Consider the following 14,835-nt stretch of genomic DNA (forward strand, 5'->3'; position numbering starts at 1 on the left):
ACCGCTAGCCTGGGCGCTCCGAACATCACAAGGAAAGGCGAACTCACGTGGTGGACATGCAAGCGGCCGCACGCAAGGTCTTCGACCGGTATGACCTCGACGGCGACGGTCAGATCACGGCCAAGGAGTACCGGCAGGTCGTCGCAGAGCTGAACGGCGAGCACCTCACCGACGAGCAGGCGCAGCGGTTCATCGACGTGCTGGACACGGACGGCGACGGCACCATGTCCTTCGAAGAGTTCTGGGCACCGATGCAGGACGCCTGACAGCGCTCGGCCGAGGTCATGGGCGCAGAGATGAGAGGCCGTTTGCGGACGGCCTCTTTCCGTTCTCCGGGCGCTCTCGAGTGGCAGTGCGAAGCGGGAGCACTGCCCCTGCCGAAAATCCCATCCGCGCAGTTCAAGCGGCATGCTGCGGACTTGCCGCTTCAGGTGTCTCGGCGTCGCCGTAGTTCCGCGTACGGCGTCGTACGACCGTCAATGGCGCTTCAGAGCTCCGAACCGGAATCGCGCGCCTGACTGGGGGGCAAGGGGTCGCAGGTTCAAATCCTGTCGTCCCGACGGAAACGTCGCAGGTAGGGGCCATCTTCGGATGGCCCCTACTTCGTGTTCTGGAGCAATTCTGGGAGCGGGGAGCCGCTCCCTGGGGGCGGGAGTCTGGGAGCGACGACAACCGGGGGTGGACGGCTGGTCACCTGATCCGGTCGCTCCCACGGAGCGTCTCCGCTGCCGGGTCCGGTGTCTGAGGCAAGGGGTCGTACTGTTCGCCCCCTTGTCCGAATACTCGTCACGGGGTCGTGCTCCCACTCGTCCCCTTGACGGTTTCAGCGACCCCATGTCTGCGCGAACTCCATGTCGCGGTGCGCACGTCATCCAGAGGTTGAACGCTGTGGCGAGATGCGGTGCAGGTCGGAGGGGGGTGTCGGCTGGGGGCGCCTGCTCCTGTGGGTCCCCTTGGCGCGGTGCACGTGGCCGTTGCTGTCTGTCCCGCTGAGCCCCGAACAAGAGGGCATTTCACAGCCGTCGGCGTCGAACAGACACCGGCTCGAGCAACTGGCTGTCGTAATCCTGGGCTGCCACAGCTACCTTCTACCGCTCCGCCTTGCATCTATCACGTCCAGGGGCGTCGCGGTCTTCGACAACCAGGCACGATGGAAACTGACTGCGAGTCACCAGTGTGCACCTCGGGCCGTGATGTGCTCGTAGGGAGGATCAGCCATGGTCTCCCAGGGTCAACCAAAAGGTACCGTCGTGATCACTGCATGCCTAGCTGACTCGTGCACCGGCGAGGTGTGCTGAACCGGTGCACGAGTCGAACTAAGCATCACCAAGGCGCCAACTCTTGGTCGGCTGGCCATTCTCATCCCACTGCAAATCTTCGCGTAGCGTCAGGCCATCACTGTCAAACACTTTCCGAGACGCCAGCGTACCGTTGGGGTGCCATTCCCGGAACTCTCCGCAAGGAAGCCCCATGCGCACAGTGCCCTCGGAGCGCAGAGTCCCGTCTTGGTACCACTCGCGCGATACGCCGTCCTGCGTCCCTTCGGTGTAATGATCCAGGCTAACCAATTTTCCGCTGAGATATTCCACTACCTCACCGGTGAAAGGCTCCCCCCGGTAAAGAAGGTGCTGCGCTTCGTCCATGTCTACTTCTGGATCATCGATGTCGATTCGCTCTGTGGGAGGCATTATTGGATCCAGTTCTCATCGCTCGGCGGATACCCCGTGAATCGTCCGTGACTACTCGGTACACCATGGAGCATGTGGTTACAGTTCGCGCAGAAGGGGGCTGGACGCCCAGGGGCGCCCGTAGCCTTGTCTGACAGGTACGGAAATTCCACAGCGGCCCGCATCTCGGCGAGCGCGGCATCTCCATCAGGTAATCCTTGTTTCGTACGCGCCCAGAGTAGCTCGTTTGCAGCTTTTACTTCGGCGTGCCCGAGAGGATGGTCGTTGTGAGGAGGCGGCGTACCGATGGAGTTGTAGCGTTCCGCAAGAGTCGGGTGCAGTTCATCGATGGGGATGACGGCATCAGCCTTGCCGTTAATACCCTCAATGATCGTGCCGGTCCGCAGATCAACCACAGCGCCTACGCAGGCTCCCGTTTGTTTCCGAGGGAAGGTTCCGGCTTCCTTCGCAGCGCGATAGGCGGCGCCACGATCACGGGCAACGTCGTCCAGGTAGTCAGCCACCGGACGGCCGTCGACGCGGGTGATCAGACCGTTTGTGCGGACCACCCGGCTGTCATCCAATTGATCGAGAACCTTCTCACCTGGACCTGGCGCAGGCGAATCGTGACCGCCTGGCTGGTTGTGGGGCTGGCCGTCGTCTCCTGATCCGTGCGCGTTACCTTCCGGTTGGCCGTGACCTGCCTCTGTCTCCGAGTGTCCGGGAGTGGTTGGCTCGGCTCCCTGGTGTGCGGCACTCGAATCGTGCGAGTTCCCCCGCGCGCCGTGGTCCACGTGCACAGGTGTGGAGCCGTCACGTAGCGATCCACTGGGCGATTCGTGGTTGGCTGATGGGTCGCGTCCCGGGCGATCAGCAGGGCCACCTGTCATATGGTGATCCGCCCGGCCCGGCAGATCGCCGGCCGACCCGGACGGTGGACGACTGACTGCGCCACCGGGCAGTTCATCCCCAGCCCGGCCAACGGCCCCAGCCGCCCCATCTCCGGCGCGAGTACCGGCCATCGCCGGTTCACGAACCGGGTCGCGCGGGGCGAGCGTTTCGGCCTGGCCGCCAGAGTTTGAACGATTATGCGCGGACGATCCGTTGTTGGAGCCATGGCTTGCTTGCGGAGGAAAGTTCTCCCCTGCGTGCGGGGAGGCTTCAGGCCCCCGCACGCCCGCACCGACGAGCTGGTGCTCACGCGGCGGCGCCGGGGATGTGGTGTGTCTGTTGGCGGGGAGTTCGACCGGCGCCGGTGTGGTGTCGGGAACGCCATCCTTGAGGATGATGAACTCGCCGTTGGTCAAGTGCAGTTCAGTGTTGGCCGAGAGTCTTAGCACGGTGCTGGTGGATCCGGTGCCGGGCGCGTTGCCGAACCCGGCGCGGGCATGGGCGGTGACTTCTGCGATCTTTGGCACGGCGCGGGTGGTGGCGCCGACGGTCTTGGCTGTCGCGCTGATGGGGTCGATGGCCTCGCCGACCTTGGCCAGGGCGCCGGCGGTTTTGGCGACGGTGCCGCCCTTGGCCATTCGCGAGACGGCGGCCAGTGGTCCCGAGGTGATGGTCAGGCCGTTGAAGGCGACAGTGGCACCGGCTTTGGCCGGGTGATCTTCCCAGTCGTCCCAGCCGACCAGGCCCTTGGCAAAAGCCTTGGTGTACGGGCGGCCCTCGGCAACCTGTTCCTTCCAGGGCGAGTCTTTCTGGTTGAGCGGGTCGAAGAGGTAGGACTCCAGGCCGAGGACCGTCATGCCCAGTCCCTTGCGGGCCGCGTTGCCGTCCGCTCCGGGGCTGAAGAGGTCGATGAAGCCGGTGACGGTGCCGACGACGTTGTCCTTGACGCTCACACGGGCCTCGTCCATGTGGTGGGAGAGGTCGAACTTGTCGTAGGTGAGGGCCTCCGGGGTGCCCCAGGGCAGCTTGTCGGCGTGCTTGAGCGCTTCAGCGGTGTAGCCGTAGATCTGCGCACCGAGTGGGACCAAGGTGCCCTCGTAGCCCTGCTGGACGTACTGGGGACCGTCCACCAGTGCCGTGATCTTGTTGTTGGCGGCGATCTCAGCGGTGGTGAAGTCGGCCTGGGCCTGGTTGACTTCGGCCCACAGGGCATCGTGCTGGTCGATCTTTTCCTGGTCCTGGGTCCACTCGTCATCGATCTCGCCGCTGTCGGTCTTCAGGCTCGCCGCGAAGTCGGCCACGCGGGTCCGGAGACGGTCCAGGCGGGCGATGATGGGCCGGACCGCGCCGGCGTAGTCGTCCAGCGCTCCGGCGACAGTTTCGATCTTTGAGGCGAACAGGTCCGAACGATCACGCACCGGAGCCGTAGAGGCGAACAGTCTCTCCGCCTCGGGTGCATGGTAGAAGGCCCCGAGTCCCTGGAACTTGGTGTGTGCCGCACTGCCCGCCTGGCGCAGGGCGCCGGCGTGGTTCCGCAGTCCGGAGGCGTGCTGCTCCAACTGTTCCAGATCGCCGGTGAAGTGGGGGATGTCCTTCGCGCTGATCACAGAGAGCCTCGCGTAAGGGGTATGGGACGCTCCAGGATCGGGTCGACGACGCTGGCCGCGGACTGCTGTATCTCGGCCGCGATCTCCAGGTCGCCCGCCTCGTAGGCAGCTGTGGCCAGCGCCGCGCCGCTGACCGACTGGCCGGCCCGCGCGCCGATGAACTGCACTTCCTCGGCTGTGCCTTCGGCGAACTGGACAAGTGCAGAGGCGACCAGGCCCCCGACCGGACTCTGGCCTCCGCCGCCGGCTTCCCCTGATACGAGGGCTCCGGACCACTTCGCTGCGCCCCCCAAGTCTCGCCGTACCCACCGACGTGTCGGTCCAGGGCGCCCAGTACATCGTTCACCTGCGACAGGACGCGACTCACCCCGCCCGGCTCAATATCCCATTTCGGCATGCCTACCCCCTACTTCAGCCCCGTGTCCCCGTTTCTGCGTCGGCTCGCAGCGGTCGGTCGATCAGCCGATGTTGTCCACCGCCGCCCGCGCCCGCGCGAGCGTCGACTGTGCGGTGCCGTCGTTCTGCTCCAGCGTGGTGCGCACGAGGCGGATGATTTCCCGCACCTCGTTGGCCGCCTTGTTCCAGCGGACTTCCTTGCCGTGGTAGTCGTCCGAGACGCCGTCGGCCTGGTAGTCGGCCATCGCGGCCTTCACCGCGCGGTCGCGGTCGCCGAGTACCCGCTCGAGCTGGCCGATGATGATCTGCAGGCCGCCCTGTACGTCGGCCGAGGCGCCGGTGTCGTAGGAGCGGCGGTCCTGGGTTCCAGCCATGGCGAAGTTCCCCCTGTGTGTGAAGTGTTGGGTGTGCGAGCCAGTCAACTCGTCAGGCTCAGGCGGAGAAGCGGGCGCCGTCGAAGTTGGCCGCGCCCATGTTCTGGTGGGCGTTGTCGGACTGCTCCTGGTCACCGGAGCCGAACGCGGTGTCCATGCCCGCCTGGCCGCCCAGGATCGAGGACAGTGCCCCGTTCAGATCCGAAGTGATCTCGTCAGCGCGCAGCTTGAACGAGTCGAAGGTCGCCTTGCCCGCCCCGTTGAACTTGCCCTCCAGCGGCTCGGCCGCCTGGACCAGCAAGCTGATCAGCGTCCCCAGATCGTCGCTGGACCCCACGGTGTTCTTCCCCAGCACCGCGAGAGTCGTGTCTCCCATGTCGAACTTCATGAGTCCACCCCCGTAACTCGCCAACTATGGTGTGCGCCGCTCGTTGTCTGTCAGTCACAGCAGCCGCACACATCACTCACGCCCCGTAGCGTATCGAACATCCTCTCCCATCACGCGTTGCATACGCAACGTCGTTTGGACTGAAGTGGCGTGATCTGTCGCATGGCGTCAGTGGCGGTGTCCTGGCGTGAGCAACCAACTCCGTGCTCACCAGTAGCGTGTCAGTTCGGCATCACAGGGATCGGGCCGCGCGGGCAGGTACTGAGGGGAGTTACGTGGCCGGGACCTTGCGTCACGGGCAGGGCGCGACGAGGCCTGATGCAGGACGCAACCGGCGGTCGACGCAGTCAGAAGCGCTGCCTGCGGATAAGTGCCTGTACACATGGTCGTCGAGTCAAGGCGTTCTCGACGCCCAGCGTGGACGGCCGAGGGGCGAGTGGTTCGAGTCATTCGTTGGCTTGTCGACCGGCGGGTGCTGGTGCAGTGGCGGGCAGGGGGCGGCAATTCTGCGGTGGGCAGCGTCGCTGTCGCCGATGCAGCGAGGGCGCTCGCGGGTGCAGACGTTTGCTGCCTGCCTGCCTGCCTGCCTGGCGGCGGCGGGGCGGCCCGCCCGCCGCCGATGAGTTCCCCAACGCCACAGGATGACGTACGGCCGTGTGCTGGATCGGGTGATTGTCCTGTGAGGCCGAAAGGCCGACATCGCCGGCTTGTACGGCGCTCGCCGTGACGTACCGGCGATCGGGTGCCGTTCGGGAGATCGTGACGGACGGCCTGCTGGGTGGCAGGCTGGCACCAGCATTGGTGCCGGGGGAGTGAGGCGGCGATCTGACGCAACTCTTTGGCGCCGTACTTCTGCGTACAGTGGCGTACGGGCGCCAACAGGCCGTCAGGACTCCGAACCAGGATCGCGCGCCTGACTGGGGGTCAAGGGGTCGCAGGTTCAAATCCTGTCGTCCCGACGGAAACGTCGCAGGTAGGGGCCATCTTCGGATGGCCCCTACTTCGTGTTCGGGGGGAAGTGCGTGTGATGCGCTTGTTCTGGGCATGTCATTCCTGGTCGTGGGCCCCACACCGCGACGGATCAGGAGGACATGGTGAAGAAGAGCTCGCGTGCTCGCAGAGTCTCGTTCGTTCTCGGTAGTGCCGTTGTGCTGGTCGTCGCTCTTCCGGGGAGTGCGCTCGCGGAACCGCCCAGGTCGTTGCCCGCCAACGCTGACGGGCTGGAGCAGAGCTTTCAGCCGGCCTACGACTACGACACCGACGGCTGCTATCCGACGCCCGCCATCGGTCCCGACGGCAGCGTCAACGGAGGGCTGAAGCCGTCGGGTGCCGTCAACGGTCAGTGCCGTGACTCCTGGGATCTCGACAACACCAACGGGTACGCCCGGTACAAGTGCAACAACGACTGGTGCGCCATCATGTACGGCCTGTACTTCGAGAAGGACCAGGCCGTCGCGGGAAGCGGCCTCGGTGGGCACCGTCACGACTGGGAACACGTGGTGGTGTGGGTGCAGGGCAACGAAGCGCGCTACGTCTCCACCTCGGCCCACGGCAACTTCGACGTCCACGGTCGTGACCAGATCCGCTGGGACGGGACGCATCCCAAGATCGTGTACCACAAGGACGGCGTGAGTACGCACTGCTTCCGCCCTGCCGGTTCCAACGACGAGCCGCCGGAGAACCACAAGCGGACATGGCAGTTCCCCGGCCTCGTCGGCTGGAACGGCTATCCCGCGGGCGTGCGGGACAAACTGAGCCAGGCGGATTTCGGCAGTGCCGTCTTCGGGCTCAAGGACGGCAATTTCAACTACCACCTCGAGAAGGCCAAGCCGGCCGGCATCCCGTTCGACCCCAACGCCTGACGGGCGGCTGGGGGTTGGCGGGGTTGCCGGGGTTGCCGGTGCCCGGCGGCGTCCGGGGTCGCCGTGGCGGTCCCGGACGCCTGAAGTGTCGTACGCGAGTGCCGTACGCGAGGAACGGTCTACCAATTGTCCGGCCGCACCTCGTAGGTGAGTGTGTAGTGGGCGCCGTCCTTGCGGAACACGGCGACCTGTTCGCCGCGGCCCGAGACGGACGGGCTGATGTGGAAGTCGCCCAGGTGGTCGTCCGGGTCGAAGTCGTCCTTGTCCCACATGGAGACGACGTCGGCCCCGCTGTTGACCAGTGAGAACGGCCCGTTGTTGACGTTGATGACGTTTCCGTTGTTGATGTCGCCGCGACCCCAGACACGCTGGCCGCGGAAGTCCACCCACAGCTCGTCCTCGCCGTCGTCCTGGGTCTCGATGCATCGCAGTTGGTAGAACTTGACTTGGTGTCCCATGAGTTGCTCCCGGTTCGTTCCGGCCGTCGGACGTGTTTCCGACACCCATGAGAATGCGCGCATCGGGGGTACCCTCGCGTCCACTCTGGAGTGGATTAGCGGTGTACGACCCAGGGTGTACGTTTCTGCGTCGCGCCTAGGCAGTTTCATGGAGCCATGAGCGACTCGCGCGACCCCATGGATGAGACAACCGTGCTGGTCACGGCCGCGGACGTCACCCTCGAACCGATCGGCGCCAGGGCCCTGCTCGTCGACAGGGACGCCCTCTTGGCCCCGGATCCGCCGCCTCTCCTCGCCGAGCCGCAGGGGGAGTTGGTCGCCGTGATCACACCGGTGCCCGCCGACAGCGGGCCCGTGGAGCGGATCGCCGTGGTCGGTGTGGAGCGTCTCGGCTCCGATGTATCCGCGACGGGTGCGACGGGGGCGACGGGTGCGATGGGTGCGATGGGTACAACGGGCGTGCCGGACGTGCCGGACGTGCCGGACGTGCCGGAAGCGCCGGACGGGCCGGGCGTGTGGGGTGCGGCGGCGAGCGTGGTGCGGCTCGCCGGGCGGTCCCGTTACGTGGTGCGTGCCGAGTCCTTCACCCAGCGGCGGCTGACCGAGGCGCTGCTCGCCGAGGGCGGCGACCTGTGGGCGGCGATGCGCACGCTCGGCTACGACTCGCCGGTGCCGCCTGACCGGCCCGGAAGGGTGGGCCTGAGCGGGGCCGGGGCCAGGGTCGGGGCCGGGGCCGGGGCGAGCGAGGATGAGCTCGACGCGTTCGCCGCCGGGCCGTGCCGGGTCATCCGCACCTGCTTCCCCCACCCGCCTCGCCCCGATGACCCGCCGAGTCCTGATGGCCCGCGCCCGCCGCGCCCGGGTGACCCGCGTCCGCCGCGCCCGGGTGACCCGCGTCCGCCGCGCCCCGGTGACCCGCGCCCGCCGCGCCCCAGCGATCCGCGCCCACCGACCCGACCATGACCGCCAGACCCGGAGCCGCCCTCGGCCGGCTGTATCGGGCGGCTCCCGCCGTTCAGGACTCGGTGCTCGCCGTCGCCCTGTTGCTGCCCGACCTGTTCCTCTTCTCGGACTTCGCCCTCCCGAACGTCGGCCTGGCCGACCGGCTGTTCACGGTCGGGTACGCCGTCCTCGGCTATGCGGCGCTCGCGGCGCGGCGGCGGGCGCCCCGGGCGGTGTTCGGCTACCTGTGGGCGCACGCTCTCGGCGGTGAACTCCTCACCGCCGCCGGGGTGTTCGACTACAGCCCGACCCTGGCCCTGCTCGCCGCGCTCTACACCGTCGCCGCACTCCGGAGCGCCCGTCTGTCCGCGCTCGCGCTGGCCTCCGTGACGGTGCCGGTGGCGCTCTCGGTGCGGGCGGCGCTCGCCGACGTACCCGCCGCGGAGCGGCTCACCTCCCTGATCGGGGTGGCCTGCTTCTACGGGATGCTCAACCTGGAGGTGTGGGCCGTCGGCCGGGGTGTGCGGGCGGGGCGTGCGGCGGCAGCCCGGGACCGGCTGGCGTTGGCGCGTGCCCAGGACGCGACCCTGGCCGAACGTGCGCGCACGGCACGGGAGTTGCACGACATCGTCGCCAACGCGGTCACCGTCATGGTGCTCCAGGCCGGGGGTGCCCGCCATGTGCTGCGGGCCGACCCGGACCGGGTCGAGCACGCGCTCGACCAGATCGAGTCCAGCGGCAAGACCGCCGTCGCCGAGCTGCGGCACATGCTCCTGGTGCTGCGCACCGACGGCGAGCGGCTCGCCGCCGAGGGGTCGAGCTTCGGGCTCGCCGATCTGGACCCGCTTCTGAACGGGGCCCGCCAGGCAGGCCTGCGCGCCCGCCTGGAGGTGACCGGTGCCCCCGCCGCGCTCGCCAGGAGCGTCGACCTGACCGCTTACCGGCTGGTGCAGGAGGCGCTGACCAACGCGGCCAAGCACGCGGGCCCCGGAGCCGCCACGGTCGTACGCCTCGACTGGTCCCGGGCCGACGGGCGGCTGAGGGTCGAGGTCGCCGACGACGGGCGGGGCACCCCGGCCGCAGCCGGCTCCGAACTGTCCACCGGGCACGGCCTGATCGGGCTCCGCGAGCGGGTGGCCGTCTGCGGCGGCACGTTCGACGCCGGTCCCATCAGGGAGGGTGGCTTCCGGGTCGCCGCCACCTTGCCCGCGGAGGAACACTTTCGGCAGGAGGCCGCGTCATGAGATGCGTCATGAGATGCGTCATGAGTCGGGTCACGACTCGCGTCACTAACGGTCGCACCGGGGCAGGAGGAGCGTGGTGATCCGGGTGCTGCTCGCGGACGACCAGGCCATGGTGCGCTCCGCGCTCGCCATGCTGCTCACCGGCGAGGACGGCATCGAGGTGGTGGGCGAGGCCGCCGACGGGGTCGAGGCCGTGGCCCTCGCGGCCGAACTGCGCCCCACCGTCGTCGTCATGGATGTGCGCATGCCCGGCATGGACGGCGTCGACGCGACCCGGCAGATCACCGCCGACCCGGCAGATCACCGCCGACGCCTTTCCCGGCGAGGCGCGGGTGCTCGTGCTGACGACGTACAACGTCAGTGAGGCCGTCTACCAGGCGCTGCGCGCCGGGGCCTCCGGCTTTCTGCTCAAGGACGCGGCTCCCGGCGAACTGGCCGGGGCAGTACGGGCGTTGGCGGCGGGGGATGGCTGGTTGGATCCGGCCGTGATCGCTGACCTGCTGGCCGAGTTCGCCGCGAGGCCGGAGAGGATCAGACCGGCCCCGGAGGAACTGGCGGCGCTCACCGGCCGGGAGCGCGAGGTCCTCGTCCTGGTCGCGCACGGATTCTCCAACGCCGAGATCGCCGCCCATCTGTTCATCGGCGAGGCGACGGTCAAGACACACCTCGGGCGGATTCTCCTGAAGCTGGGAATGCGCGACCGGGCCCAGGCGATCGCCGCCGCCTACCAGAGCGGGCTCGTCGCACCGGGCTCCTCCCCGCCGCTGCCCTGATGAGGGCGGGCTGCCCTGTGCCGGGCCCGCGCTGGTCTGTCCCGGGCCACGCTGCCCTGTCCCGAGTCGCGCTGCCCCGTGCCGAGCTACGCCCCACCGAGCCATCCCCCACCGAGCGACGCCCCACCGAGCCATCCCCCACCGAGCCATCCCGCGCCGCATCGGCTTACGCCTGCGCGGACCGCGCCGCACCAGCCCGAACGGGCCCAGCCCGCACCGCGCCATCCCGCACCGCGTCGGCCTGCGCCGGACACGCCCGGCCCGCACCCGGCCCATTCCGCACCCGGCCCGGCCCGCACCAGCCCATTCCGCACCCGGCCCATTCCGCACCCGGCCCGGCCCGCACCAGTCCAACCCGCACCGCAGTCGGCCCTAGGGCCCCGCATGCACCTGGCAGGCCCACAGGCTTGGGGTCTGGGGATACGTGTCGCGCAGTGCTCGCACGGTTGAGTGCAGGGCCTCGGCTGTTCGGTCGACTGCCAGGGTGCCGTCGTCACCCGTGCTCAAGGCCTCGTACACGCCCTGGGCGACCCGCGCGCCGATCGTGTCGTCGACGTGCCACAGCGAGCCGACGACATGGGGGAAGCCTGCGATCTGGAAGGCGCTGACGATGTGGACGGCCTCGTCGGCCAGTTCGGGGCTGGTCCGCAGGGTGTCGCAGGCCGAGAGGTAGACGAGCCGCACCGATGGCAGCCGGAGCCGGGCGAGGTCGCGTACGGTCAGCGGGCGTTCGGTGTGGTCGTGCAGGACGAGTCGGCTGCCGGACGGCCGGTCGAGATCTCCCACGGCATGGCAGGCGAAGTGCGCGTACGCGTGCCGGTGCAGGGCGGAGACCACCGCCGAGTGGGTGGCCGACGCGCCGGTGAGCACCTCGGGGGCGGGCAGCAGCCGTGCCAGGTGTTCGGCCTCGCGGTGCGCGGCGGGCAGCGGTGCGAAGTCCGCGGCCTCGCCGACGGCGACGACGAGCGCACCGGTGCCCGCCGGGCGCGCGGCCCGCTGCCTGGCGTGGTGCAGCGCCCGCAGGGTCGGCGTGTACGAGGAGATGACCCGGTCCAGCGCGCCGGACGCGCCGTCGGCGGGGGCGGCCGCGTGCAGCGGCATCGTGCCCAGGGCTCCGGCGGGGGACCACCAGACCCGGGGGAGCCGGTCGGCGGGCAAGGCATCGATTGCCAAGCTGCCCAGGACGGGGGCGACCACCGCCTGCCACAGCCAGCCGAGCGTTTCCCGTACGACCTGCTGGGCGCGCTGCGACTGCTTTCGGGAAGTGTCGGGTGCGTCGATGCGGTGCAGCGCGTCCTGAAAGGCCGTCCGGCGTGCGGTCGTCGTCCCCGGATCGAGTCCCGGGAGCGGTACGGCGGCTATGGAGTGCTCGCCGACGACCAGCGCGTCGCTGCCGTACGGGGACACGTTGACCAGGACCACCGGTCCCGCGGAGGCGGTCGCGCGCAGTTCGTGCTCGTGCCACTCCCGCACCGGGCGCAGCAGGCCGAGCTCGGGGTGCGCGGCACGGATCTGGATGGTGAGCTCCCGCCATTCGGCGGCCAGTTGCTGGCGTCGGTCGGCTCGGGCGGCGGACGCCCGCGCGGCCACGGGGGCCTGGCCCAGCGGTTCGGCGCTGAGCGACTGCCCGCCGCCGGTCGCCGTGTCGAGGGCCTCGCGCAGTTCCTCGAAGCGGTCGGCGAGGTCCGGGGCGGCCTCCCGGAGCCGGGTCAGATCGCTGTCGGCGTCGAAGGCGTGGGACAGCAGCACGCCTCTGGCTTGTTCGAGGAGCCCCACCGCCAGCTGGGGACGGCCGCAGCGCACGGCGCACGCCGCCGCGGCGGCACCCAACCCGATGGTCCGGCTCAGCAGGAACTCCTGGTCGTCGCGGACCAGATGGCGCGGGGCGACGGAATGCAGCAGGTCGACCGCCACCACGTACCCGTCGAGGGCGCGGTCCCAGACACCGAGCTCCGCCCAGGCGTCGCCCCAGGACCGTGCGGCGTCCAGGCGCTCGGAGGGCGCGCACTGCTCCTCCAGGGCCGCGGCCCGGAACACGTCGGCCGCCTCGGCGACAGCCGCCCGGCGGTCGCGGCGGGCCGCCTGGTCCCGCAGGGCGTTGCCGAGGTTCGTCAGGCGCAGCGTGCGCCGCGCGTGGCCGGGCGGGGTGACCTCGACCGCGCGGCGGAACAGCGCGATCGCCTCGTTCCTGAGCGTCGACGACATCAGGGCGCCCAGGCTGGAGAGGCGGGCGCCGGCGGCCACCGCAAGGGCGCCGGGAAGCTCGGGGGAGTCCGCGGGCAGCGCGGCGATCACCGCGTCGGCCAGAGCGCGTGCCTCCCGCGCGTCGCCGAGCTGGTGTGCCGCCCGGCAGCGGGTCATCAGGGCCATGGCCAGGTTGTGGCGCCGGTGCGGCAACCGGGGATCGTCCGCCGGGGTGAGGGCGAGGGCCTGCCTGAAGAGCCCGATCGCCTCGTCGAGTTGGGCGGGCGGGTCGGCGGCACGCTCGTATCCCGACAGCCGGCTGATCGCCGTCGAGCCGACCAGCGCGGCCCGGTGCGCGGGCCCCAGGCCGGGCAGCTGCGCGGCCCGGCGCCGGCACTCCTGGGCCTCCCGCAGGTCCTCGCCGTCCTCGGTGAGGCGGTGGCGCAGGCCCAGGGCCATGCCGAGGTTGAGCAGCCGTACGCCGAGGATCTCGTGCGCCTCGGAGGTGAGCGCCACCGCCTCCCGGAGGGCCTGGATGGCATCGTTCAACTCCGCCGGGTTTCCGGTGTGCTGGTAGCCGGTGCTCAGGACCATCCCGAGGTCGCTGAGGGTCACGGGCCGCTCCGGGTGGCCCGGCGGCAGGAGCTTCTCGGCCCGGCGCAGGAGCCGCAGGGCTTCGGCGAGGTCCGCGCTGTTGGCCTCCGGGTCGAGGCCGTACCGCGCGTGCAGGGCCATCGCGGGGGCGATCAGCCGCACCGCGGTGCGGGGCGTCGGCTCGCCGGACGCGGCCACCACGGCGGACAGGTGGGTGATCGCCGCGTCCAGGTCGGCGGGATCGCCGGTGAGCGCGTACCGGGCGCGCAGCGCGTTGCCCAGGACGCCGCGGACGCCGGTGCGCTGGTCCGGGTCCTGTGACGCCTCCAGCGCCCCGGTCAGTACGTCGACCGCCTCGTGCAGGTCGTGCGGCCTGCCGCTGCGTTGGTGGCGCAGGATCAGCCCGAGGCCCAGGTTGATGCCTGCCGCCGCCGGGCCCTTCGGATCGCCGGGAGCGGCACGGCGGAACAGGTCCACCACCTCGTCGCACTCCTCGGGCGTACTGCCCTCCCGCTGCCGCAGCGCCAGCAGCGCGCCGCCCAGGGTGCTGAGGCAGTGGGCCAGATGCTGGCTGTGCGGGGGCAGTTGGGCCAGCACGTCACGGGCCGTGCCGACCGCCTCGTGCAGGTCGTCCACGTCGTACGACCGCTGGTACCGCTCCAGGAACTGGACGCCCAGGTTGCTGAGCGTGAGCAGCCGTTCAGGGGCCTCGGCAGGAAGGCGCTTGAGGGTGCGGTGGGTGAGACACAGCGCCGCGTCCGGGCCTTCGTCGGTGCCCGGGTGCCGTCCGGCCAGGGACTGCGCGTAGGCCAGATCGGCGACCCGGGTCGCGTACGCGGGGTCGTGCTCCGGCGTCGCGAGGACGGCGAGGCCGGCCATCGCGACCGCGAGGCCCACCAGCACCTCACGGGTGGGTACCGATGAGCCCACCCGTACGGCCAGTTCGTACAGCCGGAGGTCGTCCTTGGTGGCGTCCGGCGGCGGGCGGTGCTGTCGGCCCTCGGCCGCGATCACGGCCGCGGCGCACTCGGCCGACCACTCGGCGGGGCCGTCCGCGTTCGCCGGGTCGGGGCGATCCGCGGGGTCGGTGGCTTCGTAACCGGCCGCCAACTGCGGTGGCACGAGACCGGGATCGGCCACCCACACAGGGAAGAGCAGCGTGCCGGCCATGGCGCCGTGCACACTGCCCTGCGCGTCGCAGGAGGCCGCCGCGCGGGCGGCGCAGAGCCAGCCGGCCACGTGCCGGGCCTCCAGGTCGACCCTGGTGTCGGTGCTCCGGAGCAGGCCCCGGAGTTCGGCATCGGCCTCGGGACCGCACACCACGTCCCTGTGCACACCCCCGTCCGGGGTCCCGGCCCGTGCGACGCGCGCGCGGATCGCCTGTACGAGCCGGTCCCGGTCGTCCCTCACCTCGTGTCTCCCCCCTGTGGTCGACTCCGGCAGCACGACGATCCA

Annotated in this window: 11 protein-coding genes and 1 pseudogene; 5 read left to right on the plus strand and 7 right to left on the minus strand. The window is 70.0% G+C overall.

Translation table 11 applies throughout. From position 1 onward, the window contains the following. Window positions 1-56 precede the first annotated feature (56 nt). Window positions 57-266, plus strand: coding sequence for an EF-hand domain-containing protein (locus ACZ6ZP_RS10945; protein ID WP_383823626.1), 210 nt, complete (start codon window positions 57-59; stop codon window positions 264-266). Window positions 267-1,316: 1,050 nt separating this feature from the next. Here ACZ6ZP_RS10945 and ACZ6ZP_RS10950 read toward each other — a convergent pair. The 5 genes from ACZ6ZP_RS10950 to ACZ6ZP_RS10970 form a co-directional block, all read right to left on the minus strand. Beyond that, on the minus strand, window positions 1,317-1,643 hold the full coding sequence (locus ACZ6ZP_RS10950; RefSeq protein WP_383823381.1) for a toxin-antitoxin system YwqK family antitoxin: 327 nt from the start codon (window positions 1,641-1,643) through the stop codon (window positions 1,317-1,319). A gap of 44 nt (window positions 1,644-1,687) precedes the next feature. Beyond that, window positions 1,688-4,165, minus strand: a complete 2,478-nt coding sequence (locus ACZ6ZP_RS10955; protein ID WP_469406403.1) for a hypothetical protein — start codon at window positions 4,163-4,165, stop codon at window positions 1,688-1,690. Then, on the minus strand, window positions 4,162-4,458 hold the full coding sequence (locus ACZ6ZP_RS10960) for a DUF6507 family protein (protein WP_469406404.1): 297 nt from the start codon (window positions 4,456-4,458) through the stop codon (window positions 4,162-4,164). The genes ACZ6ZP_RS10955 and ACZ6ZP_RS10960 overlap by 4 nt, the downstream gene beginning before the upstream one ends. A gap of 165 nt (window positions 4,459-4,623) precedes the next feature. Further along, window positions 4,624-4,935, minus strand: a complete 312-nt coding sequence (locus ACZ6ZP_RS10965) for a pore-forming ESAT-6 family protein (protein WP_190084597.1) — start codon at window positions 4,933-4,935, stop codon at window positions 4,624-4,626. 58 nt (window positions 4,936-4,993) lie between these two features. Further along, on the minus strand, window positions 4,994-5,323 hold the full coding sequence (locus ACZ6ZP_RS10970; protein WP_351161621.1) for a hypothetical protein: 330 nt from the start codon (window positions 5,321-5,323) through the stop codon (window positions 4,994-4,996). 1,091 nt (window positions 5,324-6,414) lie between these two features. Here ACZ6ZP_RS10970 and ACZ6ZP_RS10975 point away from each other — a divergent pair. Then, complete coding sequence (locus ACZ6ZP_RS10975) at window positions 6,415-7,185, plus strand: NPP1 family protein (RefSeq protein WP_399974046.1); 771 nt, start codon at window positions 6,415-6,417, stop codon at window positions 7,183-7,185. A 119-nt stretch (window positions 7,186-7,304) separates the two neighbouring features. On the opposite strand, the gene ACZ6ZP_RS10980 is transcribed toward ACZ6ZP_RS10975, so the two are convergent. Continuing rightward, entirely contained in the window at window positions 7,305-7,643 is a 339-nt protein-coding gene (locus tag ACZ6ZP_RS10980; RefSeq protein ID WP_351161351.1) for a hypothetical protein, read from the minus strand. Window positions 7,644-7,799: 156 nt separating this feature from the next. Here ACZ6ZP_RS10980 and ACZ6ZP_RS10985 point away from each other — a divergent pair, with 156 nt between their 5' ends. The 3 genes and pseudogenes from ACZ6ZP_RS10985 (at window position 7,800) to ACZ6ZP_RS10995 (ending at window position 10,602) form a co-directional block, all read left to right on the plus strand. Continuing rightward, window positions 7,800-8,606, plus strand: a complete 807-nt coding sequence (locus tag ACZ6ZP_RS10985) for a hypothetical protein (RefSeq protein WP_469406407.1) — start codon at window positions 7,800-7,802, stop codon at window positions 8,604-8,606. Continuing rightward, window positions 8,603-9,829 (plus strand): sensor histidine kinase, encoded by a 1,227-nt coding sequence (locus ACZ6ZP_RS10990; protein ID WP_469406409.1) that lies wholly within the window; start codon window positions 8,603-8,605, stop codon window positions 9,827-9,829. Before ACZ6ZP_RS10985 ends, ACZ6ZP_RS10990 begins: the two co-directional genes overlap by 4 nt. Window positions 9,830-9,902: 73 nt before the next feature. Then, window positions 9,903-10,602, plus strand: a pseudogene (locus tag ACZ6ZP_RS10995) (response regulator). Window positions 10,603-10,974: 372 nt separating this feature from the next. Here ACZ6ZP_RS10995 and ACZ6ZP_RS11000 read toward each other — a convergent pair. Then, the gene (locus ACZ6ZP_RS11000; protein WP_469406411.1) at window positions 10,975-14,790 is read right to left on the minus strand and encodes a CHAT domain-containing tetratricopeptide repeat protein; all 3,816 of its coding nucleotides are present in this window, start codon (window positions 14,788-14,790) and stop codon (window positions 10,975-10,977) included. Window positions 14,791-14,835: the final 45 nt, after the last annotated feature.

Source organism: Streptomyces sp. NPDC054047 (assembly GCF_055585065.1).